The organism is Kribbella sp. NPDC048928 (assembly GCF_043197975.1).
Classification (GTDB): Bacteria; Actinomycetota; Actinomycetes; order Propionibacteriales; family Kribbellaceae; genus Kribbella.
The window spans coordinates 1,301,636-1,322,903 of sequence record NZ_JBICUC010000001.1 but is presented as its reverse complement, the minus strand read 5'-3'; the positions used below and the strand labels follow the sequence as shown (position 1 = coordinate 1,322,903).

Sequence of the window (21,268 nt, the reverse complement as noted above, 5' to 3'; positions counted from 1 at the left end):
CGCCGATCTTCTGGTAGGCAAAGGACATGGCGATCGAGATCGGGAAGTTCGCGGGTGCGTGGGAAGAGCTGCTGGAGCTCCTGGACCTGGCGTTTTCGGCGCCGTGGAGCGACGAGCAATACGAGACGGAGCGGCGGATCTGGGAGCGGGAGCGCAGCGTCGTCGCGAGTGAGGACGGGCAGCTGGTCGGGCATACCGGCACGTTCACGCTGCAGCTGTCGGTGCCTGGCGGACAGTTGCCGGCCGCGGGCGTGACGATGGTCGGCGTCCGGCCGACGCACCGGCGGCGCGGCATCCTGCGCAACCTGATGCGTACGCAGCTGACCGAGATCCACGAGGCCGGCGAGCCGCTCGCTGCGCTGACCGCGAGTGAGCCGGTGATCTACCCGCGCTTCGGGTACGGGCTGGCGAGCGACCACCAGGAGATCGTCGTACCGAAAGAGTCGCGCACGCTGCGCCCGGTGGCCGGCATCGACGACGTGCGAGTCCGGTACGTCGACGTGAAGGAGAGCCTGCCGCGCTGCGCCGAGCTGCGGAACCGGCTCGCGCTGGAGCGGCCGGCGATGTTCCAGCACGACGAGCGCTGGCAGCAGTACACGATCAACGACAGCCTGGTGAGCAGCGCGACGAGCGCCTCGAAGCTACGGTGCGTCGTCGCGGAGCGGGACGGCGAGCTCACCGGGTTCGCGCACTACCGGACGAGGCGGGCGGAGAAGGGGTACGTCGAGGTCCGCCGCGTGCATGCGAGCGACCTCGCGTCGCACGCGGCGCTCTGGCGGTACCTGCTCGAACCGGATCTGCTCAGCCAGACGCGCTGCGAGATGGTCGCCTCGGACGACCCGCTGCTCGACCTGCTGCTCGACCCGCGGGCGCCGGGCCCGATCACCCGCGACGGGCTGTGGCTCCGGCCGGTGGACGTCGGTCGCGCGCTCGCCGGGCGGACGTACGCGCGCGACATCGACGTCGTGATCGAGGTCGTCGACGACTTCCTGCCGTGGAACGCGGGGCGCTGGCACCTGAGCGGCGGCGTCGACGGAGCCTCGTGCGAGCAGGTCACGCGGGACGCCGACCTCACGCTCGACGTACGCGATCTGGGCGCCGTTTACCTTGGCCGCCCGTCGCTGGGTCGCCTCGGCCGGGCGGGTCTCGTCACCGAACACACCCCGGGCGCACTGGCCGCGGCGGAGGAAGCGTTTTCCACATCTCGGCTTCCGTTCCTCGACACGGGCTTCTGAAGGGGTAGCCTGCCCAGATGCAGACGCAGCGTAGGGGTGCGCTCGCGGCCGTCGTCGTTCTGCTGGTAGGGCTCGTCGTGGCCGGCTTCGTCGTACTGGCGTCCGCGAGCGGTCCGGTGCGGCCCGTCAGCGAGAGCACGCTGCACTCGAGCCCCCGGCCGCTGCCGACACGCCTCGTCACGGAGACCCCGCCGACGCAGTCGCAGCCGACGCCGCAGATGTTGCCGCAGCACAAGACGCCCGCCTGGGTCCTGTCGCTGTGGCAGGCGGTGATCTACCTGATTATCGCGGCGGTGGCCGGGGTCGTGCTGTTCTTCGTGATCCGGATCATTCGCCGGATCCGCCTGCCGAAGGTGGAGCCGAACGACAACAGCTGGGAGCGCGTGAAGGCCGAGCGGCTGGCCGAGGCGGTCGACACCGGCCTCGCGCAGATCAATACCGGTACGGCGTCCGACGCGGTGATCGCGTGCTGGGTCGCGCTGGAGGAGGCGGCCGCGTCCGCTGGCGTACCAAGGGATCCGTCCGAGACGCCGGCCGAGTTCACCGTCCGGGTGCTCGGGATCGGCGGGATCTCCGAGCCGGAGCTGATCCGGCTCGGGGAGCTGTACCGCGAGGCGCGCTACTCCACGCGCGGTTCGAGCGAGCCGGCCCGTACCGAGGCCCGCGCCGCGCTTCTACGCCTCCGCGACGAGCTCGCCGCCGCCCGCCCCCAGGACGCCGAGGTCGATGCATGACGTCTTATCGCTGGTCGGCCTTGGAGGAGAAGGGGCCGCCTCCGGAGGCGAAGCGTCGACGGATGCCGAACAAGATGCTCCTGCAGCACCTCGGCCTGGCGGTGCTGGCGAGTCTGGCGCTGGTGGCGATCTTCGCGGCCGCCGGTATGGCGCCGCGGCCGCTGTGGTTCGTGGTGGCGGCACTGGCGATCGGGATCGTGACGCTCGCGATCCGGCTGATGCTGCCGCAGGTGATCGAGACCGACTGGCCGGGCCGGCAGGACGACGCACTGGCCTCGACGCGGGGCCGGAACAGCGATACCCGGACGCAGTTCCTCGCCACCTGGCTGCAGGAGTCCAGCCGGGAACGGCGAGCGGGCGAAGGCTCGCAGACGTTCGCCCGCCGGATCCAGCCGCTGCTGCTGGAGCTGGCCACCGACCGCCTGGTGCACCGGCACGGCGTCGACCCCGAGCAGGAGCCGGACCGGGCCCGTGAGATCACCGGCGACCGGCTCTGGGCGCTGATCACCGGGGACCAGAAACGTACCGCGTCGCTCGACGAGATCGAGGACGCGATCCACACCATCGAGAACCTGTGAGGGATAGTGACTGAGGAGCTGACGCTCGGTGAGGTTTCCGGGCTGAGCCGGCAGGTGCTGGACCGGGTCGGGCAGGCCGTGGTCGGGAAGGCCGAGGCGCTCGAGCTGGTGCTGGCAGGCATCCTGGCCGGCGGGCACGTGCTGCTCGAGGACTACCCGGGCCTGGCCAAGACGCTGGCCGCGCGATCGTTCGCGCAGGCGCTCGGGCTGGAGTTCCGGCGGGTGCAGTTCACGCCGGACCTGCTGCCGTCGGACGTCACCGGCGCGTTCGTGTACGACCAGAAGGAGTCCGAGTTCGTCTTCCGGCCGGGCCCGATCTTCACCGGCCTGCTGCTCGCGGACGAGATCAACCGGACGCCTCCGAAGACGCAGGCCGCGCTGCTGGAGTCGATGCAGGAACACCAGGTCACCGTCGAGGGCCAGACGTTCCCGCTGCCCAACCCGTTCCACGTGCTCGCGACCGCGAACCCGGTCGAGTACGAAGGCACGTACCCGCTGCCCGAGGCCCAGCTCGACCGCTTCATGCTGCGGATCGGCTTCGGCTACCCGAGCCCTGCGGAGGAGTGGGAGGTGCTGCGCCGCCGAATGAGCCGCCGTCGCGAGGACCAGTCGGTCGAGGCGGTCACCGATGCGGCCGGTTTGGGTGCCGCGCAGCGTGCCGTCGAGACGGTGACGGTGGACGACACCGTCGGTCAGTACTGCGTGGATCTCGCGACCGCGACCCGCCGCGACTCGCAGGTCCTCGTCGGTGCGTCGCCGCGTGGATCGTTGGCGCTGCTGCTGACCGCGCGGGCGTACGCGGTGATCAAGGGCCGCGACTACGTCGTACCGGAGGACGTGAAGGCGGTCGCCGTGGCCGCTCTCGCGCACCGGATCACCGTCCGGCCGGAGCTCTGGCTGCACGAGGTGACCGGCGCGACGGTGGTGCGTACGGTGCTGGGGTCGGTCCCCGCGCCTCCCACTGTCGCGGTCGGCGCATGACTGTGCACATGCCGCGACTCCGTCGCGGCGGGTCATGGGGCTGTGACTCCCGTCCTTCCCTCGTCGCTCCGCTCCTCAGTCCAGGACGGGAGGCCCCATGACCTGGCGTCCAACCCACGCGCAGATCCGGGCGGTGTGTGTCGCCGCGGTGCTGCTCGGTGTCGCCGTACTGCTGCGTCGTCCGGATGCGGCCGTGTTCGGGTTGCCGCTCGCGTTCCTCGCGGCCTGGGGCCGGTACTTCCGGCCGCGGGAGCGTCCCGAGGTGCGCACCGAGCTGGACGCGGACGTGTTGTTCGAGGGGCAAGGTACGACGTACCGGCTGCGCGTCGCGCCCTCCGATGCGGAGATCGTGGACCCGGACATCGACCTGATCGTGGCGGCGCTGCCGCGGACCCCGTGGTTCCAGTACGACCCGCCGCAGGCGGCGATCGCCGAGCCGGTCTCGCACGGTGACGTGCTGCTCGAGGTCGGCGTACGGTCCAAGCGTTGGGGACTGCGGTCGTTGGAGAAGCCAACGGTCACGGCCACGTCCGCGGTCGGGGCGTACCGCATCCAGGTGACGTCCGCCGGTGCGCAGGCGGTGACGACGTTGCCGTTGCGGGAGGGGTTCGCGGCGGTGGACGCCGTACCGCGGCCCGCCGGGCTGGTCGGGCTGCACCGGTCGCGGCGTCCGGGCGAAGGCACCGAGCTGTCCGGCGTCCGGCCGTTCCGGACCGGTGACCGGTTGCGGCGGATCAACTGGGCGGTCTCGGCGCGTACGCAGGAACTGCACGTCACGTCGACGTGGTCGGACCGGGACACCGAGGTGGTGATCATGGTCGACACCGGCGGTGAGATCGGGATCAGCGAAGGGATCGACGGGCGCTCGTCGAGCCTCGACACCGCGGTCCGGGCGGCCGCGGCAATCGCCGAGCACTACCTGCGCAACGGCGACCGGGTGCGGCTGATCGACACCGGCAGCCTGTTCCGGGGCGTGCGGTCGGGGAGCGGGCGCGGGCATCTGCGCCGGATCCTGGACACGCTCGTACATGCGGATCGGCGCGGCCGGCAGCAGGACGAGGAGCAGTTGGCCCGGCGGAACCGGGTCCGCTCCGACAGCCTGGTGCTGGTGCTCAGTCCGCTGCTGCGCCAGACGATGCTCGGTTACATCGTGACGCTCGTGCATTCCGGCTGCACGGTGATCGCGATCGACACGCTGCCGCCGGACGTCGCGTCGATCATGGACATCGACGCGCACGACGTACGGTCGTGGCCGCTCGCGTGGCGGCTGCGGATCCTCGAACGCCGTCGCGATCTCGACCGGCTCAGCGACCTCGGCGTACCGACCGTCCCCTGGCAGGGATCCGGGACGCTGGACGAGGTACTGCGGGACGCGGCACGGCTGTCCGCGGCGCCGAGGATCCGCTCATGAGCGCCGACGAGAAGATCACCACCTGGCTCGCGCAACTGCGGGTGACCAGCGCGGCCGTACTGCTCTCGCGGTCGGTGCTCGCGGTCGCCGGTGCGGTCGCGATCGTGGTGCCGACGTTGCAGCCGTGGGATCAGCTGGATCTCGTGCTGTACCTCGCCGTACCGCTGCTGGTGACCGCGGTCGTCATCCCGGATTCGCTGGCCGCGATGCTGTTCCTGCTCGTGGTCGGCATCGGCTGGCTGATGCGCGCGCCGGGCACGATCAGCTGGAGCCTGATCCTCACCGCGGTCGCGCTCGTCGCAGTCCACCTCGCCAGCGCGTTCGCGGGCCAACTCCCGTCGTACGCCCGGGTCCACCGCGCAGCCCTCCGCCGCTGGTGGCTCCCCGGCACGATCGCCATCCTCCTGGCCCCTGCGATCGCCGCCTCCGCCGCCCTCATCCAGCACGCAAACGTAGCCGGCTCCCTCGTGGTAACAGCCCTCGCCGCAGCCCTGACAGCCACCACCATCTGGCTGACCGCCGACCAAAAACTGAACTAGTCGAAGGTTTTTTCTAGTTCTTGGGCCCAGGGGATGGGGATGGCGTGGGGGCCCAGGACCTGCATGGCGGACATGACGGTCATCAGCATGCCGGCGGAGAGGAACTCGCGGGCCTGTTGGGGTGAGGCGCCGGTGAGGTCGCGGACCAGGGTGTAGATGCGGCCGAAGCGGTCGCGGACGCAGTCGCCGATCGCCGGGTCGCCGCTGGCGGAGAAGCCGTGCAGGAGGACCAGCAGCAGGTCGGGCCTGGAGAGCAGGCGGTGGTAGTTCTCGCCGAGGTGGGACAGCTCGGGGCGCTCCGCGGCGGCGTCCCGGAAGCTCTGCTCGATCTGCTCGCAGACGCTCTGCACCGCGGCCAGGAACAGCTGCTGCTTGGTGCCGAACAGGCGGATCACGTACGGCTGGGAGACGCCGGCCAGCCGGGCGATCTCGTCGGTCTTCGTGCCCTCGTACCCGGACGCGGCGAACGCGCGGACGGCGGCCTGCAGGACCTCGTCGCCGCGCTCCTTGGCGGTCAGTCGAACCTTCGGTGGCATCCGTTCTCCTCTCGTCGGTTGACATGTTATCAGTCAATGCATACTCTCGTGATCGAGCTTGTTATCAGTCAATTACAACAAGGGGTACGAGATGACATCGACCGCTCTCGATGAGCAACGGGTGACGGTGAAGCGGGGGCTCGGTGTCGTGCTCGCCGCCGTCGGGATCCCGACCTTCATGGTCACGCTGGACAACCTGGTGGTGACGAACGCGCTGCCGGTGATCAAGTCCGAGCTGAACGCGTCCCTGTCGGACCTGCAGTGGTTCGTGAACGCCTACACGCTGGCGTTCGCCGCGCTGCTGCTGACCGCGGCCGCGATCGGCGACCGGCTCGGCCGCCGGCGGATGTTCCTGGCCGGCATCACGCTGTTCACGCTCGCGTCGGCCGCCTGCGCGCTGGCCACCGACCCGTGGATGCTGACCGCGGCCAGGGCGATCCAGGGCCTCGGTGCCGCGGCCGTGATGCCGCTGTCGCTGACGCTGCTCGCGGATGCCGTACCGCAGAAGCAGCGGAGCGCCGCGATCGGAGCCTGGGGCGGCATCTCCGGGCTCGGCGTCGCCGTCGGCCCGGTCGTCGGCGGAGCGGTTGTGGACGGCCTCAACTGGCAGTGGATCTTCTGGCTGAACGTCCCCGTCGGTGTCGTCGCCGTGCTGCTCGCCGCGCGCGTCCTGACCGAATCCAAGGGCGCGGCGAAGCGTCTCGACCTGCTCGGCCTGGTGCTCGCGACCGGCGGCGTGCTGTCCATCGTCTGGGCAGTCGTGCACGGAGCTGACGACGGCTGGACGTCGGGCGGCGTGCTGGGCACGTTGATCGCGGGTGTTGCGCTGCTGGTCGCGTTCGTCGGATGGGAGCGGCGGACGGCGGCGCCGATGCTGCCGCTGCGGTTGTTCTCGGTGCGCTCGTTCAGCGTGGTGAACGTGGTGGCGTTCACGTTCGCGGTCGGGGTGTTCGGGTCGGTGTTCCTGCTGGCGCAGTTCTTCCAGGTCGTGCAGGGGTACACGCCGTTCCAGTCCGGTGTCCGTACGTTGCCGTGGACCGCGGCGCCGCTCGTGGTCGCGCCGATCGCGGGCCTGATCGTCGACCGGGTCGGTGCGCGGACGCTGATCGTCACCGGGCAGGCGTTCCTGGCCGCGGCGCTCGGCTGGATCGCACTGGTCGCCACCGCGACCACGCAGTACGGGGACCTGGTCGCGCCGTTCGTACTGGCCGGGATCGGGATGGGGCTGACGTTCGCGCCGTCGGCGAGCGTGGTGATGGACAGCGCGTCCGAGGCGGACCGCGGCGTGGCGTCCGGGACGAACAACACGATCCGCGAGGTCGGTGTCGCGATGGGCGTCGCCGTACTCGCCTCGGTGTTCGCCTCCGCGGGATCCTACGAGTCGCCGACCCAGTACGCCGCGGGCCTGGTCCCGGCCGTCTGGACCGGTGCCGCGGTGGTCGCCGCCGGTACGCTCGTCGCCCTGCTGCTCCCGGGCCGCCGGCGTTCTACAGTGTGACGGTGCTGGACGCTGACGACGTACGACGGATTGCGCTGTCCTTCCCGGAAACGGTCGAGAAGAAGCGCTGGGGACACCCGACGTTCGACGTCGCGGGGCGGATGTTCGTCACGGTCCCGGACGATAAGACGTCGTTCGCGGTCCGGTGCCCGCGGCTGGAGCGCGACGAGCTGATCGCCGCGGAGCCGGAGAAGTTCTGGGTACCGAAACACGAGGCGGGCTCGAACTGGGTTCGGGCCCGCCTCGGGGTGCTCGAGGACGCCGACGAACTGCACGACATCCTGATCGACTCGTGGCGCCAGGTGGCGCCGCCGGGTCTGCTCTCAGCTGACGTTCGCCGCTGACGCCGCGAACGTGTTGCAACTGGCCGGGTCGCCGGTGTTGAACGACTTGCCCATGAACCGGCCCTGGCTGGCGACGCTGCCGTGGTCGCCCTCCTCCGGCTTGTCGCCGGCGGTCACGACGTACTTCTTCCAGACGTACAGCAGGTTCCCGCTGATCGGGTAGCTGGCCTTGTTCGCGGCCAGGAAGACGCCGGCGAAGCAGTTCGCCTGCAGCTCCATCCGGCGCGTCATCCGCATCTGGCCGGTGTAGTCCTGCTGCTCGTACCGCAGCTTGCTGGCGGCCTGCAGGATGCCGGTCATGTTCTGGACGCCGTGACCGAACTCGTGCGCGAGCGACCGGGAGTACCACATCCGCGCGTACGCCTGCGCGATCGCGTCGCCGGGATACTCCGTGTACGCCTTCACGAAGACGTCGACCTTCATGTACAGCATGTTGTTCGCCGAGCAGTAGAACGGCACGTTGATCGCGCCGCCGCCGCACGGGTTCGACACGGTGGTCCCGGACCAGTACGACATCTGCGGCGGGTCGAACGTGTAGCCGGCCTTCTCCACCAGGGGCTTCCACGACTTGTCGATGCAGGGCTTGAGCGCCGCCCAGTACGCGGCCGCGTTCTTGGTGGTGGTCGGCCGGACCTTCGGCTCCTTGCAGTTCACCCCGGGCATCCGGCCGACGGTGTACAGCTTGTTCTTGGCCGTGATCGTCGCGTTCGACGCCTGGTTCGGCGAACCGCTCGTCGACGTCGAGGACGGCTCCTCGGTGGGCGAATCGGTGGGGGACGCGGTCGGGCTCGGGGTGTACCGGGTGCGGGTGACCGGCGGCGTGGTGACGTCGTCGGCGGCCATCTTCACCAGGCTGATCAGTGTCACGCCGACGATGCCGACGACGGCGATCGTCAGGATCGCGATCAGCGGCGCCTTGGACTTCTTCCGCGGCGGCGGCCAGCCGGGCCCACCGGGACCAGGCCCACCGGGACCGGGGCCGAACGTCGGTCCCCAGCCGAAGCCCGGACCCTGCGGCGGCGGCCCGAACCGCGGCGGACCAGGCTGCTGGTACGGCGGGTACTGCTGTTGCGGCGCGTACTGCGGCGGCTGCTGGGCGTACTGGGGCGGCTGCTGGGGGTATTGCTGCGGGTTGGGAGGGCCGGGCGGACCGTACGGTGGCTGGCTCAACGCCGTTCCTCTCGTGCCTCGTAGTGGTGTTCGGCGACCGCCACAGTATCGGCAACAAACAGGTCAGCCGTGGCGACCCTCGGCGGGTAGGGTCGGGCTGTGAATGACGCAGTGACCGAGGCCACGACGCCCAGCAGCGCGATCGACCAGCTTGCCGAACGGCACCTCGAGCAGGAGCTTGTGCTCGACCCGATCGGCGCGACCGAGCTGGGGATCCCCGGCCACGACCACGAGCTGCCGGACTTCACTCCGGCCGGCTTCGCGGCCCGGATCGACCTGACCCGCAGCTCGCTCGCCGCGGCCCGCGCGATCGAGCCGGGGAGCCCGCGCGAGGAGGTCGCCAAGGACGCGTTCGTGGAGCGGCTCGGGCTGGAGCTCGAGCGCCACGAGGCCGGCGTACCGCAGTCCCAGCTGAACGCGCTGACCTCGGTTCCGGCGGCGCTGCGGCAGGTGTTCGACCTGATGCCGACCAGTACCGAGCAGGACTGGGAGGTCGTCGCGATCCGGCTGAACCAGATCGGGACGACCCTCGACGGGTACCGCGACACGCTGCTCGAGCAGGCCGATCAGGGTCGCGTCTCGGCCGTCCGGCAGGTGACCGGCCTGGCCGAGCGGATCGCCAGCTGGACCGGCGCCGACGGCGAGGACTTCTTCGCCGGACTGGCCGCCCAGGCACCCGAGAAGAATAGCGCGGCGAAGACAGGGTCTCTAAAAGCGGGTGTCGAGGCCGCGGCCGCTTCCGCCCGGAAGGCGTTCGACCAGTTCGGCGGCTGGCTGACCACCGAGCTCGCGCCGCGCGCCCCGGAGCGGGACGCGTGCGGCCGCGAGGTGTACGAGCTGGCGTCGCGGAGCTTCCTGGGCGCGACGATCGACCTCGAGGAGACGTACGCCTGGGGCTGGGCCGAGCTGGCCCGGATCGAGGCGGAGATGCAGGAGATCGCGGCCGGCCTGAACGACGGCGACCGGAGCATCGATGCGGCCGCCGCGCTGCTGGACGCGGACCCGGCGCGGATGATCCAGGGCAAGGACGCCTTCCGGGACTGGATGCAGCAGCTCGCCGACACCGCGATCACGGGGCTGGCCGGTACGCACTTCGACATCGCCGACGAGATCCGCCGGATCGAGTGCATGATCGCGCCGACCTCGGACGGCTCGATCTACTACACGCAGCCGAGCGAGGACCTGACCACCCGGCCGGGCCGGATGTGGTGGGCGGTGCCGAACGGCGTCGAGACGTTCGCGACCTGGCGCGAGGTCACCACCGTGTACCACGAGGGCGTGCCGGGGCATCACCTCCAGGTCGCCCAGACGATGCTGCGTACCGACGTACTGAACCGCTGGCAGCGGATCGCGTGCTGGGTCTCCGGCCACGGCGAGGGCTGGGCGCTGTACGCCGAACGCCTGATGGAGGAGCTCGGCTACCTCGAGGACGCGGGCGCTCGGCTCGGCATGCTGGACGGGCAGAGCTTCCGGGCCGCCCGGGTGATCGTCGACATCGGCATGCACCTGGAGCTCGAGGTGCCGCGGGACAACCCGTTCGGCTGGCGGCCGGGCGAGCGGTGGACCGCTGACCTCGGGTTCGAGTTCCTGCGCGCGCACTGCCGGATGGAGACCAACTACCTGCGCGCCGAGCTCAACCGGTACCTCGGGTGGCCGGGCCAGGCACCGGCGTACAAGGTCGGCGAGCGGATGTGGCTGCAGGCGCGGGCGGAGGCCAAGCAACGCAAGGGATCCGCGTTCGACCTGCGGGAGTTCCACTCGAACGCGCTGAACCTCGGGTCGATCGGTCTGGACCCGCTGCGCCGGGCGCTGGCGAAGCTGTGACCATCCGCTTCGTCCTGGCGTCCAAATCGCCGGCCCGGCTGAAGACGCTGCGTGGCGCCGGGATCGAGCCGGAGGTGATCGTCTCCGGCGTCGACGAGGACAACGTCACCGCCGAGAGCCCCGGCGAGCTCGCGCGGCTGCTCGCGACGCTGAAGGCGCGCGCCGTGGTGGCCGGGCTGACGGACCACGCGACGGTGCTCGGCTGCGACTCGGTGCTGGAGTTCGACGGCGAGCCGTACGGGAAGCCCGAGACGCCGGACGTCGCGCGCGAGCGGTGGCGGATGCTGCGCGGGCGCACCGGCGTACTGCACACCGGGCACTGCCTGATCGACACCTCGGCCAAGCAGGAGCTCCGGGAGCTATCGTCCACGACCGTGCAGTTCGCCGATCTGACCGACGCGGAGATCGACGCGTACGTCGCCACCGGCGAGCCGCTGCAGGTCGCCGGTGCGTTCACGGTCGACGGTCTCGGCGGGCCGTTCGTGACCGCGATCGAGGGCGACTACCACAACGTCGTCGGGCTTTCGCTGCCGCTGCTGCGCCGGATGCTGCTCGAGATCGGCATCTCCTGGCCGGAGCTGTGGGACTCGCAGAAGCCCTTTACCTACGACGAATCCGTCGCGTCGACGTACGACGAGACGCGTGGTGGTGTCGCTCGCGCTCAGGCCGCGGCGCGTGCCGTCGACGAGTTGCTGCCCAAGGGCTCGCGGGTGCTCGAGCTGGCCGTCGGTACCGGCATCGTCGGCGCCGAGCTCGTTGCGCTTGGCAACCTTGTGCACGGTTTCGACCTGTCCACCGCGATGCTGCGTCGCGCCAAGGTCCGGCTGCCCGGCCATGTCGCGGCGGCGAACGCCGGCCGGCTGCCGGTGGCCGATCGCCGGTGCGACGCGGTGGTGGCCATCTGGCTGCTGCACCTGCTCGACGACAGCGAACCGGTGATCGCCGAGGTCGCGCGCGTCCTGCGGACGGACGGCGTCTTCGTCACCAGTACGGAGAAGTCCGACACCAGCCGCTACTCCGACGGCCGCGTCCCGAACGAAACCCGCTCCCAGGACGCCCTCACCCACCTGGTAGCCCTAGCCGCCCGCCACGGCCTCGTACTGGACGGCGCCACAACCTTCCCCGGCCCAACCCGCAACACGGGCGATGCCCCGATCTATCCGCTGGTGCGTTTCCGGCGCGTCTGACGGACAGTTCGACAGGATGTGTCGCCGGTTCCGGCGCCTGCCCGGGCTCGGCTACGCCTGAGTCGGCGGCCTAGTAGACATATACGTACTGTCGAGCTGCACGGCTACGGGTGTGCGGAAGCTCGCCACTGGCCGGGGCCGGGGTGGAAGGGGGTGCGGGCGTTGCGCCAGTAGGTTGCCCAGTTGCTGGCGAGGTCGGTGTCGGCGGGCGGGGCCGGCGCGGCGGAGCGTGCGGCGATCACGGCGATCAGCGCCGCGAGTTCTTCGGGCGTCGGGTTGCCTTTGGTGATCTTCACAGCGGGATGTTCCCATGCTTCTTCGGGGGCAGGGTGTCGCGTTTGGTGCGCAGGAGGCGGAGGGCGCGGACGATCTCGGCGCGGGTTTCGCTGGGCTTGACGACGGCGTCGATGTAGCCCCGTTCGGCCGCGATGTACGGATTCGCCAGGTGGTCCTCGTACTCGGTGATCAGCTCTTGGCGACGAGTGTCGACGTCCTCGGCCCCGGCGAGTTCGCGGCGGTGCAGGATGTTGACCGCGCCCTGCGCGCCCATCACCGCGATCTGTGCGGTCGGCCAGGCGATGTTCATGTCGGCGCCGAGGTGCTTGGAGCCCATCACGTCGTACGCACCGCCGTACGCCTTCCGGGTGATGACCGTGATCATCGGGACGGTCGCCTCGGCGTACGCGTAGATCAGCTTGGCGCCGCGGCGGATGATGCCGTTCCACTCCTGGTCGGTGCCGGGGAGGAAGCCCGGTACGTCGACGAAGGTCAGGATCGGCAGGTTGAACGCGTCGCAGGTACGGACGAAGCGGGCCGCCTTCTCGGAGGCGTCGATGTCGAGCGTGCCGGCGAACTGCATCGGCTGGTTCGCGACCACGCCGACCGGGCGGCCCTCGACCCGGCCGAAGCCGACGATCAGGTTCGGCGCGAACAGAGCGTGCACCTCGAGGAATTCGCCGTCGTCGACGACCGCCTCGATCGCGGTGTGCATGTCGTACGGCTGGTTGGGGGAGTCCGGTACGAGCGTGTCGAGCGCGAGGTCCGTCTCGGTCGGCTCCAAGTCTGCGGGAGCGTCGTACACCGGCGGGTCTTCGAGGTTGTTCTGCGGGAGGTGACCGACGAGCGCCTTCACCCACTCGATCGCGTCCTCCTCGTCGGAGCCCAGGTAGTGCGCGTTGCCGGACTTGGTGTTGTGCGTCCGGGCGCCGCCGAGCTCCTCCTGGCTGACGTCCTCGCCGGTGACGGTCTTGATCACGTCCGGGCCGGTGATGAACATGTACGACGACTCGTCCACCATCACGGTGAAGTCGGTGACCGCGGGCGAGTACACGGCACCGCCCGCGCACGGGCCCATGATCAGCGAGATCTGCGGGATCACGCCGGACGCGCGGACGTTGCGGCGGAAGATCTCGCCGTACAGGCCGAGGGAGACCACGCCCTCCTGGATCCGGGCGCCGCCGGAGTCGTTGATGCCGATCAGCGGGCAGCCGATCTTCATCGCGAGATCCATCACCTTGACGATCTTCTCCCCGAAGACCTCACCCAGGCTGCCGCCGAAGACCGTGAAGTCCTGCGCGAACACGCACACCTGACGGCCGTCGATGGTGCCGAACCCGGTCACCACGCCGTCGCCGTACGGGCGGTTCGCCTCCAGACCGAAGCTCGTCGACCGGTGCCGGGCGAACTCGTCCAGCTCGGAGAAGGAGCCGTCGTCCAGCAGCAACTCGATCCGCTCGCGGGCGGTCTTCTTGCCCCGCGCGTGCTGCTTCTCCACCGCACGCTCCGACCCGGCGTGGACGGCGTCGTCGAGCCGCTGCTCGAGGTCCGCGATCTTCCCGGCGGTGGTGTGGATGTTCACGGTCTCTCCCATGAACGGGCAGCCTACGCGCCAGTACGCCGCCCCGCCTGTGACCTCCGCCGCAGCCGCGGCGCTGAACCGGGGCGTCGGTACGCTGCCGCGCGTGGCAGAACCGCAACTCGACCAGATCCAGGCGCTCGTCGCCGGCCGGCTTCTCGACAGGGTGGATCACCACTCCGGGCTCGAGATCCGGCGACTGACGGACGACGAGCTGAAGTCTCCGGCGGTCGTGACGACCGCGGCGGCGCAGACCATGGTGACGTCGTCCAGGACGCTCCCGCCCGAGAGTCGGCCGGCCGCCGCGGGCGCGACCGCCAACATGCTGGCCGAGCGGTTCGACGAGCTGCCCAGGCTGCTGGACGAGTGGAACGCGCGCGGCCTCGACGTAGGTGAGGAGGCCCGTCGCTACGGCGCAGCCCTCGGCGACGAAACCGCAGCAGCCGTCCGCGGCTTCGAACGCCACGCCCCCGACCCCAGCGTCATCCCACCCCGCGGCCAGTCCGCCGCAGCCGCCTTCACAACCGACCCAGCCATCCCACCCCTCACCAAAGTCCGGCCCAACCCGACAGACACTCACCGCCCCACCACCCAACCCCGCGTCGCCGGCAAAGGCCCCAACACCCCCAGCCTCTGACGCCCCTGTTGTCAGGATTGAGCCATGGACTACGGGGAGTTCGATGTGGCGCGCCGCCGGATCGTGCACGCGTGGGGACGCGAGATCACCGATCCCCAGATGCTCGCAGCGGCCGTCGACGACCTGCGTGTGCGCGCCGCGACGATCGCGGACGAAGCAGCCCAGGCGAAGGCCTTCCGGTACCTGAAGATCCTGGACGACCTGGTCGTCGAGGCGCGGACGCCGGAGAGCGAGACCGTACGGCGGGCATCCGACGTCCTGCTGCGGGCCTCGATCCCGGGCGGTACGCCGGCCGAGCAACGGGCCCGTGCCGAGGCAGCGATCGCCGAGATCACCAGGATCGCCTACGCCGCCCCGACGATCGGCGAACGCGATGCGGCGCTCGAGATGAACGAGAGCCTGGTCGAGACCATCGACGCCCTCGACCGGAGTCCGGGGGACTGAGACGGCACCTCCGGTGCTAGGGCGGGCCGGTGGTGAAGAGTTTGGGGAGGCGGGCGGCTTGGGCGAGGTCGCCGTGGACTGTCAGGCGTTGTTTGAGGACGGCCAGGATGGGGTCCTCGTTGCCGGTGACTATGCGGAGCAGCGTGGTGGGGTCGGTGCGGATGGAGATGTCCGGGGGAGTCGGTTGCGGCGCGAGCGGCGTGCAGCGGCCGTCGTGGACGCGGATCCAGTACTCGTCGACGGCATCCGGGCGTCCGGTCCCGCCCGCGCCGGTGATCTGCCAGGTGATGACAGCATCGAATCCGGCGGCCCGGGCGGGTCGGAGGTACTCCGGCATCCGGCGAAAGATCTCGCGCAACGCGACCTCTCGCACTCCCCCGATGAGCCGATGCCGGAGCTCCCGCTCCGACGTCCGGTCGACCAGCCGGGCGAGCTCGCTCGCGTCCAGGGCGGTGAGGCCGTCGGACTCGAGCCAGCCGGCACTGCCTCGCTCGGTCATCGACCACCCCCGCGGCAGTTCCTACCAGACTGTAGGAATTTCCTACGGTGTTGTAGCTTTGTCAAGTGGTCGGGGATTCTGAGAAACGCCGGCGGGCGCCGCATCTCGGTCCGGAGCGCCGTCGGCCGCTGATCCTGGACGCTGCTCTCGAGGTGTTCTCCACGAACGGCTACCCCGGTACGACGATGCAGTCCGTCGCGGACGCGGCCGGTGTCACCAAGCCGGTCGTGTACGACTGCTTCGCGAACCGCGACGAACTGCTGCTGGCCCTGCTCGCCCGCGAGGAGCAGCACCTGGTGGTGACGATCGTCGCCGCGCTGCCCGCGAACCCGAGCGTCGGCACTCCCGAAGAGCACGTCATCGAGGGCCTGACCGCGTTCTTCACCGAGGTGACCAAGCAGCCGCAGTCCTGGCGGATCGTGTTCGGCGCACAGTACGGCGCCGCGCCGGTCGTCGCCGAGCGGGTCCGGGCGGCCCGCGCGTTCCTCGTCGAGAGCCTGCGCCTGACGCTCGTTCAGTCCCTCCCCGGCGTCACCGACCCGGACGCGAACCTCCCGGTGCTCGCCGAACTGCTCGCCTCGATGACCGAATCCTGCGCGCGGATGCTGGCCGGCAACGAGACCGAGCGCACCCCGGCCGAGCTCGCCCGCACCGTCTCCCAGGTCGTCGGCGGCGGCTTCGGCAACGTCTGACGGCCGCGGCGGGGCGCGACATACTGTGAAGTAGCTGAACGCGCGGTCACGATCGGCTTCCAGTGGGCGGACTGGCCAGCGCGGGCGTGCGTCCGCCGATAGGGTGGGCGAACGTGAGCGAGACCGGAAGTGAGACCCGTACCCGCGCGCGGTTCGAGGTGCCTGAAGAACTCAGGGCCGACGTCCGCCTGCTCGGCGAGATCCTCGGCAAGGTCCTGGTGGAGTACGCCGGTCAGCCGCTGCTCGACGACGTCGAGAAACTGCGCGAGCTGACCATTGCCGGCGACGGTGCCGCGGCCGAGGAACTGGTGGCCTCGTGGCCGCACGAGCGCGCCGAGGACGTGGCCAGGGCATTCACCTGCTACTTCCACCTGACGAACCTCAGCGAGGAGCTGCACCGTGCCCGGGTGCTCCGGGAGCGCGACCGGGCCGGCAGCGAGGCCGTGGTCTCCGAGCTGGCCTCGGCCGTCGAGCAGATCTCCCGGGACAGCGGCGAGCAGCAGGCCCGCGCCCTGCTGAACGGGCTGGAGTTCCGCCCGGTCCTGACCGCGCACCCGACCGAGGCCCGGCGCCGCGCCGTGCTGGCGACGATCCGCCGGATCACCTCGCTGCTGGACGAGCGCCACGACCCGCGCGCCGGTGACAGCGACCTGGCCGAGAACCGCCGCCGCCTGGTCGAGCAGGTCGACGTCCTCTGGCGTACGTCCCAGCTCCGCACCAGCCGCCCCTCGCCGCTGGACGAGGTCCGGTCGGCGATGGCGGTGTTCGAGGAGACCCTGTTCGATGTCGTCGGCAACGTGTACCGCCGGCTCGACGACGCACTCGCAGGTGATGCGGCCGGCACCCGTACGCCGGTAGTCGCACCGTTCGTGCACCTGGGCTCGTGGATCGGCGGTGACCGCGACGGCAACCCCAACGTCACCGCGGCGATCACCCGCGAGGCCATGCAGATCCAGGCCGACCACGTCCTCCGCGCACTCGAGCAGGCCACCGAGGCACTCGGCCGCGCGTTGACGCTGGACGCCGCGACCACGCCGCCGTCGGCACCCGTACGGCGGATCCTCGAGGACGCCCGTGCGGTCAACCCGGAGCTGATCACCGACATCGAGACCCGCTCGCCCGCTGAGCCGCACCGGCAGCTCCTGCTGCTGGCAGCGCGCCGGCTGGCCGCGACCCGGTCCCGTGACGCCGACTTCGGCTACCCGCGGGCAGCAGACTTCCTGCACGAGCTCAAAGTGCTGCAGGACTCGCTGGTCACGGCCGGCGCACCACGCCAGGCGTACGGCGAGCTGCAGCAGCTCATCTGGCAGGTGAACTCGTTCGGCTTCCACCTGGCCGAGCTGGAGATCCGTCAGCACTCCGCGGTGCACGCCAAGGCGCTCGAGGAGGTGCTGGGCGGCGGTGAGCTGTCCGACCAGACCGAGGAGGTGCTCGCGACCCTCCGCGTCATCGCGCAGATCCAGCAGCGCTTCGGTCCCGAGGCGTGCCGCCGGTACGTCGTGTCCTTCACCCGCAACGCCGGCGACCTCGCCGCGGTGTACGAGCTGGCCGACGCCGCGCTCGACGGCCGCCCGATCGAGCTGGACGTCGTCCCCCTGTTCGAGACCGGCGAAGACCTGCAGAACTCGGTCGAGGTGCTGGACAACGCGATCCAGCTCACCCGGGTCCGGCACCGCCTGACCGCGAACGACCGGCGCTTCGAGGTCATGCTCGGGTACTCCGACTCCGCGAAGGACGTCGGCCCGGTGTCGGCGACGCTCGCCCTGTACGACGCGCAGGCGCGGATCACAGCGTGGGCGCAGCGGAACGCGATCCGGCTGACGCTGTTCCACGGCCGCGGTGGTGCGCTCGGGCGGGGCGGCGGCCCGGCCAACCGCGCCGTGCTGGCGCAGGCGCCCGGTTCGGTGGCGGGGCGGTTCAAGCTGACCGAGCAGGGCGAGGCGATCCCGGCCCGGTACGGCAACGCGGCGATCGCGCAGCGGCACATCGAGCAGGTGACCGCGGCGACACTGCTGGCGTCGACGCCGTCCATCGAGGAGCGGGCGCTCGCGGCAGCCGACCGGTTCGCGGTCGTGGAGAAGACGCTGGACGAGGCGTCCCGGACGGCGTACCACCGGCTGGTGAAGGCGGACGGCTTCGCGGAGTGGTTCAGCACCGTGACCCCGCTGGAGGAGCTCGGCCAGCTGCCGCTCGGTTCGCGGCCGGCCCGGCGTGGTGTCGCGGTGTCGTCGCTGGAGGACCTGCGCGCCATCCCGTGGGTCTTCGCCTGGTCGCAGGCCCGGGTGAACGCACCTGGCTGGTACGGCCTCGGTACGGCGCTGGCCGCGGTCGGTGACGTCGACCTACTGCGGGACGCGAACCAGAACTGGCCGCTGTTCCAGGTGATGCTCGAGAACGCCGAGATGTCGCTGGCCAAGACGGACCGGCGCATCCTCGGCCGGTACCTGGAGCTGGGCGACCGGTCCGAGCTGACCGAGCAGATGATGAACGAGCACGCGCTCACCACCGAGTGGGTCCTCAAGGTGCTCGCCCAGGAACGCCTGCTGCAGGGGCGCCGCGTGCTCGGCCGTGCGGTCGAGTTGCGCAACCCGTACGTCGACGCGCTCAGCTACCTGCAGTTGCGGGCGCTGCGCACGCTGCGTACCGATGACTCGCTCAACGAGGAGCAGATCGTTCGCACTCGACGGCTGCTGTTGCTGACCGTTTCCGGCGTTGCTGCGGGTCTGCAGAACACCGGATGAGATTCAGCGACCTGGAGCGGCCCTCGCTGGACGAGAAGTTCCTGCGGGGGCGGCTGGTGCGTCCCGGTTCGCTGTGGACGCAGATCGACGTCGTGGAAGACACGCCGTCGACGAACGCCGACGTGGCAGCTGCGGCCGCAGCTGGTCAGCCAGAGGGCCTGGTCATCGCTGCCGAGCACCAGTCCTCCGGGCGGGGGCGGCTGGGACGTACGTGGACCACACCGCCACGCTCTGCCGTGCTCATGTCAGCACTGCTGCGCCCAACAAGTGTTGACGCGGCACGGTGGCCCTGGCTGGGCTTGCTGGTACCTCTGGCAGTTGCAGCTGCCGTACGGCAGGTTGCTGAGGTGCCCGCACAGGTGAAGTGGCCCAACGACGTACTGGTCGAGGACCGCAAGCTCGCCGGCATCCTGCTGGAGCGCATCGAGGGCCCTGCCGTGGTGGTCGGCATGGGGCTCAACGTGACGCTGCGGGCGGATGAGAAACCGCACGAGGCCGCGACGTCACTCGCCCTGGAACACGCGATCACCACTGACCGGGCCACGGTCATGGCGGCCGTACTGCGTGAGCTCGCCGCCCGTTATCAGTCGTGGGTCGACGCGAACGGCGATCCTGCTGTCGTGCTTCCCGAGTACCGCGAGCTGTCCGCGACGCTCGGCCGGGCCGTACGAGTGGAGCTGCCGGACGGCACCTTTCTCGAAGGGACCGCCCGCGACCTGGCCGACGACGGTCGTCTGATCGTCGACACTGCCGAAGGTCCGCGACCGTTGGCCGCAGGCGATGTGACGCACCTACGCTCTGCGTGACCTGCTGCCGATGCTGGGCGCGTCGGCCGGACGGTGGACGACAGTGATGCGGTTGCCGGCTCGGACCGAACCGGTCTCCAGCACCTTCAGATAGGCGCCGACGCGGCCGGTGCGCGCGAAGCGGTGGTGGAAGCGGTGGATTCCCATCCGGCCGGAGAGATTTCCGCACGGATCGCGAGGGGCGCGGACCTCGACCAGGATGCCGTTCTTCGGGCCGCCGATCCGCCAGCGTTCGCCGATCAATGCGCCGGTGATGTCCAGTCCGCGGGTCGTCAGGTTCTCGCCGAACAGTCCCGGCGGGATCTCCCGCCCCAGCTCGATAGCCCACCATTCCGCGTCCTCGGCGGCGTAGGCGTAGAGCGCCTTGTCCGGACCGCCGTGGTACCGCGTGTCGCACTGCCGGTCCCCGGTCAGCCCCAGCTCACCGACCTCGACGGCCCCGCGTACCGGCCGCTTGTCGATCGCCGTCCAGCGCGACGGGCCGCGGATCAGCTCATGGACGACATTCACCGCGGTCAGCTGCGCGGACATCAGCTGATCCAGCGGATCGGATCCCCGCTGTCCAGGTCGTCGCAGCCGGCGTCGTGCAGTGCCCCCGCGACGAGCGTCCGCCGGTACGACGCGAACGTCAGCACGTGCGCGATCATCGCGCCGGCCGTGTACACCTCAACGCTGTCGCCCGGGCAGACGATCAGCTCGTCCAGCCGGTTCGACGTACACAACTCGCCGACCTCACCCGCGAACGCCGGACCGACCTCGCCCAGCCGGTGGCGCATGCTCTGCACGCTCTCGCCTTGCTCGACGGCGAAGTCGTACTCCTGGCCGGCGAGGTTCGCGTGCCACATCCCGAGCTGCCCGACGAGCCGGGACAGCAGCGACCGCAGCGTCGGGTCGGCGTCGATACCCTCGACCGAGATCTCGATCGGACGGTCGAGCTGATCGTCGTTCAGCCGTGTTGCCTGCTGCAACATCTGGCCGAGCAACCACACGTGATGGTCAACCATTGAGCGGATCAGATCCATCGAACTCACCTTGTCCCTGGCCGGTACCCGCAAGCCGTTCGGCGGGTGGAAATGGATGCCACTGGGCGCGTCCAGGCGAATCCGGTCCGGTCGCCCGCGCCACTGCGCGGGCGGTACGCCGTACGCACGGCCGAAGGCACGGGTGAACGCCTCGTGCGAGGAGTACCCGGCGTCGAGCGCGACGTCCAGGAGGTTCCCGCTCCCGGTCAGCATTCGGTACGCCGCGCGTTCGAGCAGGATCCGCCGCCGCAACTGCCCCGGGCGCTCGCCCGCGGCCGCCGCGACCATCCGGTCCAGATGCGACCGCGAGAGCCGCACGCGGGCCGCCAGTTCGGCTGCCGTCGCCTCGTGCTCGTCCAGCGCATCGGCCAGTACCGTGACGAAAGCGGCGAACACGTCAGTGGTCATGGGACCTATAGTGCCGCCGCTTCCGCAGGCTTACTTGATCGTTTTCGCTCTAGTTGGTGAAGATCTTGACTGCGGTGATCAGGGTTTCGATGACGCCGTACCCGAGGAGGACGGCGACCAGCAGCCA

22 protein-coding genes are annotated in these 21,268 nt (G+C 70.3%); 15 read left to right on the top strand and 7 right to left on the bottom strand.

The annotated features are described in order from the left end of the window. The first annotated feature begins 26 nt into the window (after positions 1-26). The 6 genes from ACGFI6_RS06365 (at position 27) to ACGFI6_RS06340 (ending at position 5,478) form a co-directional block, all read left to right on the top strand. Positions 27-1,235: a GNAT family N-acetyltransferase gene (locus ACGFI6_RS06365; protein ID WP_393115629.1), complete on the top strand. Its 1,209-nt coding sequence runs from the start codon at positions 27-29 to the stop codon at positions 1,233-1,235. A 17-nt stretch (positions 1,236-1,252) separates the two neighbouring features. Next, positions 1,253-1,969, top strand: coding sequence for a DUF4129 domain-containing protein (locus tag ACGFI6_RS06360; RefSeq protein ID WP_393115628.1), 717 nt, complete (start codon positions 1,253-1,255; stop codon positions 1,967-1,969). Continuing rightward, entirely contained in the window at positions 1,966-2,547 is a 582-nt protein-coding gene (locus tag ACGFI6_RS06355) for a hypothetical protein (RefSeq protein ID WP_393115627.1), read from the top strand. Before ACGFI6_RS06360 ends, ACGFI6_RS06355 begins: the two co-directional genes overlap by 4 nt. Before the next feature lie 6 nt (positions 2,548-2,553). Further along, entirely contained in the window at positions 2,554-3,528 is a 975-nt protein-coding gene (locus tag ACGFI6_RS06350; protein ID WP_393115625.1) for an AAA family ATPase, read from the top strand. A 97-nt stretch (positions 3,529-3,625) separates the two neighbouring features. Then, positions 3,626-4,939, top strand: a complete 1,314-nt coding sequence (locus tag ACGFI6_RS06345; protein ID WP_393115624.1) for a DUF58 domain-containing protein — start codon at positions 3,626-3,628, stop codon at positions 4,937-4,939. Continuing rightward, positions 4,936-5,478: a hypothetical protein gene (locus ACGFI6_RS06340; RefSeq protein ID WP_393115623.1), complete on the top strand. Its 543-nt coding sequence runs from the start codon at positions 4,936-4,938 to the stop codon at positions 5,476-5,478. Before ACGFI6_RS06345 ends, ACGFI6_RS06340 begins: the two co-directional genes overlap by 4 nt. Here the strand turns inward: ACGFI6_RS06340 and ACGFI6_RS06335 are convergent. Next, a complete protein-coding gene (locus ACGFI6_RS06335; protein WP_393115622.1) occupies positions 5,475-6,014 on the bottom strand; it encodes a TetR/AcrR family transcriptional regulator in 540 nt (179 codons plus the stop codon). The two genes, ACGFI6_RS06340 and ACGFI6_RS06335, sit on opposite strands and share 4 nt — an antisense overlap. A 91-nt stretch (positions 6,015-6,105) precedes the next feature. Here ACGFI6_RS06335 and ACGFI6_RS06330 point away from each other — a divergent pair, with 91 nt between their 5' ends. After that, positions 6,106-7,512, top strand: coding sequence for an MFS transporter (locus ACGFI6_RS06330; protein WP_393115621.1), 1,407 nt, complete (start codon positions 6,106-6,108; stop codon positions 7,510-7,512). A gap of 2 nt (positions 7,513-7,514) precedes the next feature. Next, the gene (locus tag ACGFI6_RS06325; protein WP_393115620.1) at positions 7,515-7,856 is read left to right on the top strand and encodes an MmcQ/YjbR family DNA-binding protein; all 342 of its coding nucleotides are present in this window, start codon (positions 7,515-7,517) and stop codon (positions 7,854-7,856) included. Here ACGFI6_RS06325 and ACGFI6_RS06320 read toward each other — a convergent pair. Continuing rightward, a complete protein-coding gene (locus ACGFI6_RS06320; protein ID WP_393115619.1) occupies positions 7,836-9,026 on the bottom strand; it encodes a neutral zinc metallopeptidase in 1,191 nt (396 codons plus the stop codon). The genes ACGFI6_RS06325 and ACGFI6_RS06320 overlap by 21 nt on opposite strands. Before the next feature lie 99 nt (positions 9,027-9,125). On the opposite strand from ACGFI6_RS06320, the gene ACGFI6_RS06315 reads away from it, so the two are divergent. Next, positions 9,126-10,850: a DUF885 domain-containing protein gene (locus ACGFI6_RS06315; protein ID WP_393115618.1), complete on the top strand. Its 1,725-nt coding sequence runs from the start codon at positions 9,126-9,128 to the stop codon at positions 10,848-10,850. Beyond that, on the top strand, positions 10,847-12,037 hold the full coding sequence (locus ACGFI6_RS06310; RefSeq protein ID WP_393115617.1) for a Maf family nucleotide pyrophosphatase: 1,191 nt from the start codon (positions 10,847-10,849) through the stop codon (positions 12,035-12,037). Before ACGFI6_RS06315 ends, ACGFI6_RS06310 begins: the two co-directional genes overlap by 4 nt. A gap of 104 nt (positions 12,038-12,141) precedes the next feature. Here the strand turns inward: ACGFI6_RS06310 and ACGFI6_RS06305 are convergent, their stop codons facing one another. Both ACGFI6_RS06305 and ACGFI6_RS06300 read right to left on the bottom strand, forming a co-directional pair. Next, entirely contained in the window at positions 12,142-12,333 is a 192-nt protein-coding gene (locus tag ACGFI6_RS06305) for an acyl-CoA carboxylase epsilon subunit (RefSeq protein ID WP_393115616.1), read from the bottom strand. Then, complete coding sequence (locus ACGFI6_RS06300; RefSeq protein WP_393115615.1) at positions 12,330-13,907, bottom strand: acyl-CoA carboxylase subunit beta; 1,578 nt, start codon at positions 13,905-13,907, stop codon at positions 12,330-12,332. Before ACGFI6_RS06300 ends, ACGFI6_RS06305 begins: the two co-directional genes overlap by 4 nt. On the opposite strand from ACGFI6_RS06300, the gene ACGFI6_RS06295 reads away from it, so the two are divergent. Continuing rightward, positions 13,906-14,529 (top strand): hypothetical protein, encoded by a 624-nt coding sequence (locus ACGFI6_RS06295; protein ID WP_393115613.1) that lies wholly within the window; start codon positions 13,906-13,908, stop codon positions 14,527-14,529. The two genes, ACGFI6_RS06300 and ACGFI6_RS06295, sit on opposite strands and share 2 nt — an antisense overlap. A 24-nt stretch (positions 14,530-14,553) precedes the next feature. After that, the gene (locus ACGFI6_RS06290; RefSeq protein ID WP_393115612.1) at positions 14,554-14,973 is read left to right on the top strand and encodes a hypothetical protein; all 420 of its coding nucleotides are present in this window, start codon (positions 14,554-14,556) and stop codon (positions 14,971-14,973) included. A 16-nt stretch (positions 14,974-14,989) separates the two neighbouring features. Here ACGFI6_RS06290 and ACGFI6_RS06285 read toward each other — a convergent pair whose 3' ends face one another. Further along, the gene (locus tag ACGFI6_RS06285) at positions 14,990-15,472 is read right to left on the bottom strand and encodes an SCP2 sterol-binding domain-containing protein (protein ID WP_393115610.1); all 483 of its coding nucleotides are present in this window, start codon (positions 15,470-15,472) and stop codon (positions 14,990-14,992) included. A gap of 65 nt (positions 15,473-15,537) precedes the next feature. On the opposite strand from ACGFI6_RS06285, the gene ACGFI6_RS06280 reads away from it, so the two are divergent. From ACGFI6_RS06280 to ACGFI6_RS06270, 3 genes are all read left to right on the top strand, one after another. Then, entirely contained in the window at positions 15,538-16,164 is a 627-nt protein-coding gene (locus ACGFI6_RS06280; RefSeq protein ID WP_393115609.1) for a TetR/AcrR family transcriptional regulator, read from the top strand. Between the two features lie 113 nt (positions 16,165-16,277). Next, positions 16,278-18,905: a phosphoenolpyruvate carboxylase gene (locus ACGFI6_RS06275; protein ID WP_393115608.1), complete on the top strand. Its 2,628-nt coding sequence runs from the start codon at positions 16,278-16,280 to the stop codon at positions 18,903-18,905. Further along, positions 18,902-19,711, top strand: a complete 810-nt coding sequence (locus tag ACGFI6_RS06270; RefSeq protein WP_393115607.1) for a biotin--[acetyl-CoA-carboxylase] ligase — start codon at positions 18,902-18,904, stop codon at positions 19,709-19,711. The genes ACGFI6_RS06275 and ACGFI6_RS06270 overlap by 4 nt, the downstream gene beginning before the upstream one ends. Here the strand turns inward: ACGFI6_RS06270 and ACGFI6_RS06265 are convergent. Beyond that, positions 19,697-20,242: an MOSC domain-containing protein gene (locus ACGFI6_RS06265; RefSeq protein ID WP_393115606.1), complete on the bottom strand. Its 546-nt coding sequence runs from the start codon at positions 20,240-20,242 to the stop codon at positions 19,697-19,699. The two genes, ACGFI6_RS06270 and ACGFI6_RS06265, sit on opposite strands and share 15 nt — an antisense overlap. Further along, the gene (locus tag ACGFI6_RS06260) at positions 20,242-21,141 is read right to left on the bottom strand and encodes a helix-turn-helix transcriptional regulator (protein WP_393115604.1); all 900 of its coding nucleotides are present in this window, start codon (positions 21,139-21,141) and stop codon (positions 20,242-20,244) included. The genes ACGFI6_RS06265 and ACGFI6_RS06260 overlap by 1 nt, the downstream gene beginning before the upstream one ends. Between the last annotated feature and the right edge of the window lie 127 nt (positions 21,142-21,268).

Coding starts and splice junctions, on each gene's coding strand:
- ACGFI6_RS06300 (WP_393115615.1), bottom strand. CDS start 13,907: ATGGGAGAGACCGTGAACATCCACACCACCGCCGGGAAGATCGCGGAC.
- ACGFI6_RS06340 (WP_393115623.1), top strand. CDS start 4,936: ATGAGCGCCGACGAGAAGATCACCACCTGGCTCGCGCAACTGCGGGTG.
- ACGFI6_RS06295 (WP_393115613.1), top strand. CDS start 13,906: ATGAACGGGCAGCCTACGCGCCAGTACGCCGCCCCGCCTGTGACCTCC.
- ACGFI6_RS06290 (WP_393115612.1), top strand. CDS start 14,554: ATGGACTACGGGGAGTTCGATGTGGCGCGCCGCCGGATCGTGCACGCG.
- ACGFI6_RS06335 (WP_393115622.1), bottom strand. CDS start 6,014: ATGCCACCGAAGGTTCGACTGACCGCCAAGGAGCGCGGCGACGAGGTC.
- ACGFI6_RS06260 (WP_393115604.1), bottom strand. CDS start 21,141: ATGACCACTGACGTGTTCGCCGCTTTCGTCACGGTACTGGCCGATGCG.
- ACGFI6_RS06365 (WP_393115629.1), top strand. CDS start 27: ATGGCGATCGAGATCGGGAAGTTCGCGGGTGCGTGGGAAGAGCTGCTG.
- ACGFI6_RS06285 (WP_393115610.1), bottom strand. CDS start 15,472: ATGACCGAGCGAGGCAGTGCCGGCTGGCTCGAGTCCGACGGCCTCACC.
- ACGFI6_RS06330 (WP_393115621.1), top strand. CDS start 6,106: ATGACATCGACCGCTCTCGATGAGCAACGGGTGACGGTGAAGCGGGGG.
- ACGFI6_RS06270 (WP_393115607.1), top strand. CDS start 18,902: ATGAGATTCAGCGACCTGGAGCGGCCCTCGCTGGACGAGAAGTTCCTG.
- ACGFI6_RS06355 (WP_393115627.1), top strand. CDS start 1,966: ATGACGTCTTATCGCTGGTCGGCCTTGGAGGAGAAGGGGCCGCCTCCG.
- ACGFI6_RS06360 (WP_393115628.1), top strand. CDS start 1,253: ATGCAGACGCAGCGTAGGGGTGCGCTCGCGGCCGTCGTCGTTCTGCTG.
- ACGFI6_RS06265 (WP_393115606.1), bottom strand. CDS start 20,242: ATGTCCGCGCAGCTGACCGCGGTGAATGTCGTCCATGAGCTGATCCGC.
- ACGFI6_RS06345 (WP_393115624.1), top strand. CDS start 3,626: ATGACCTGGCGTCCAACCCACGCGCAGATCCGGGCGGTGTGTGTCGCC.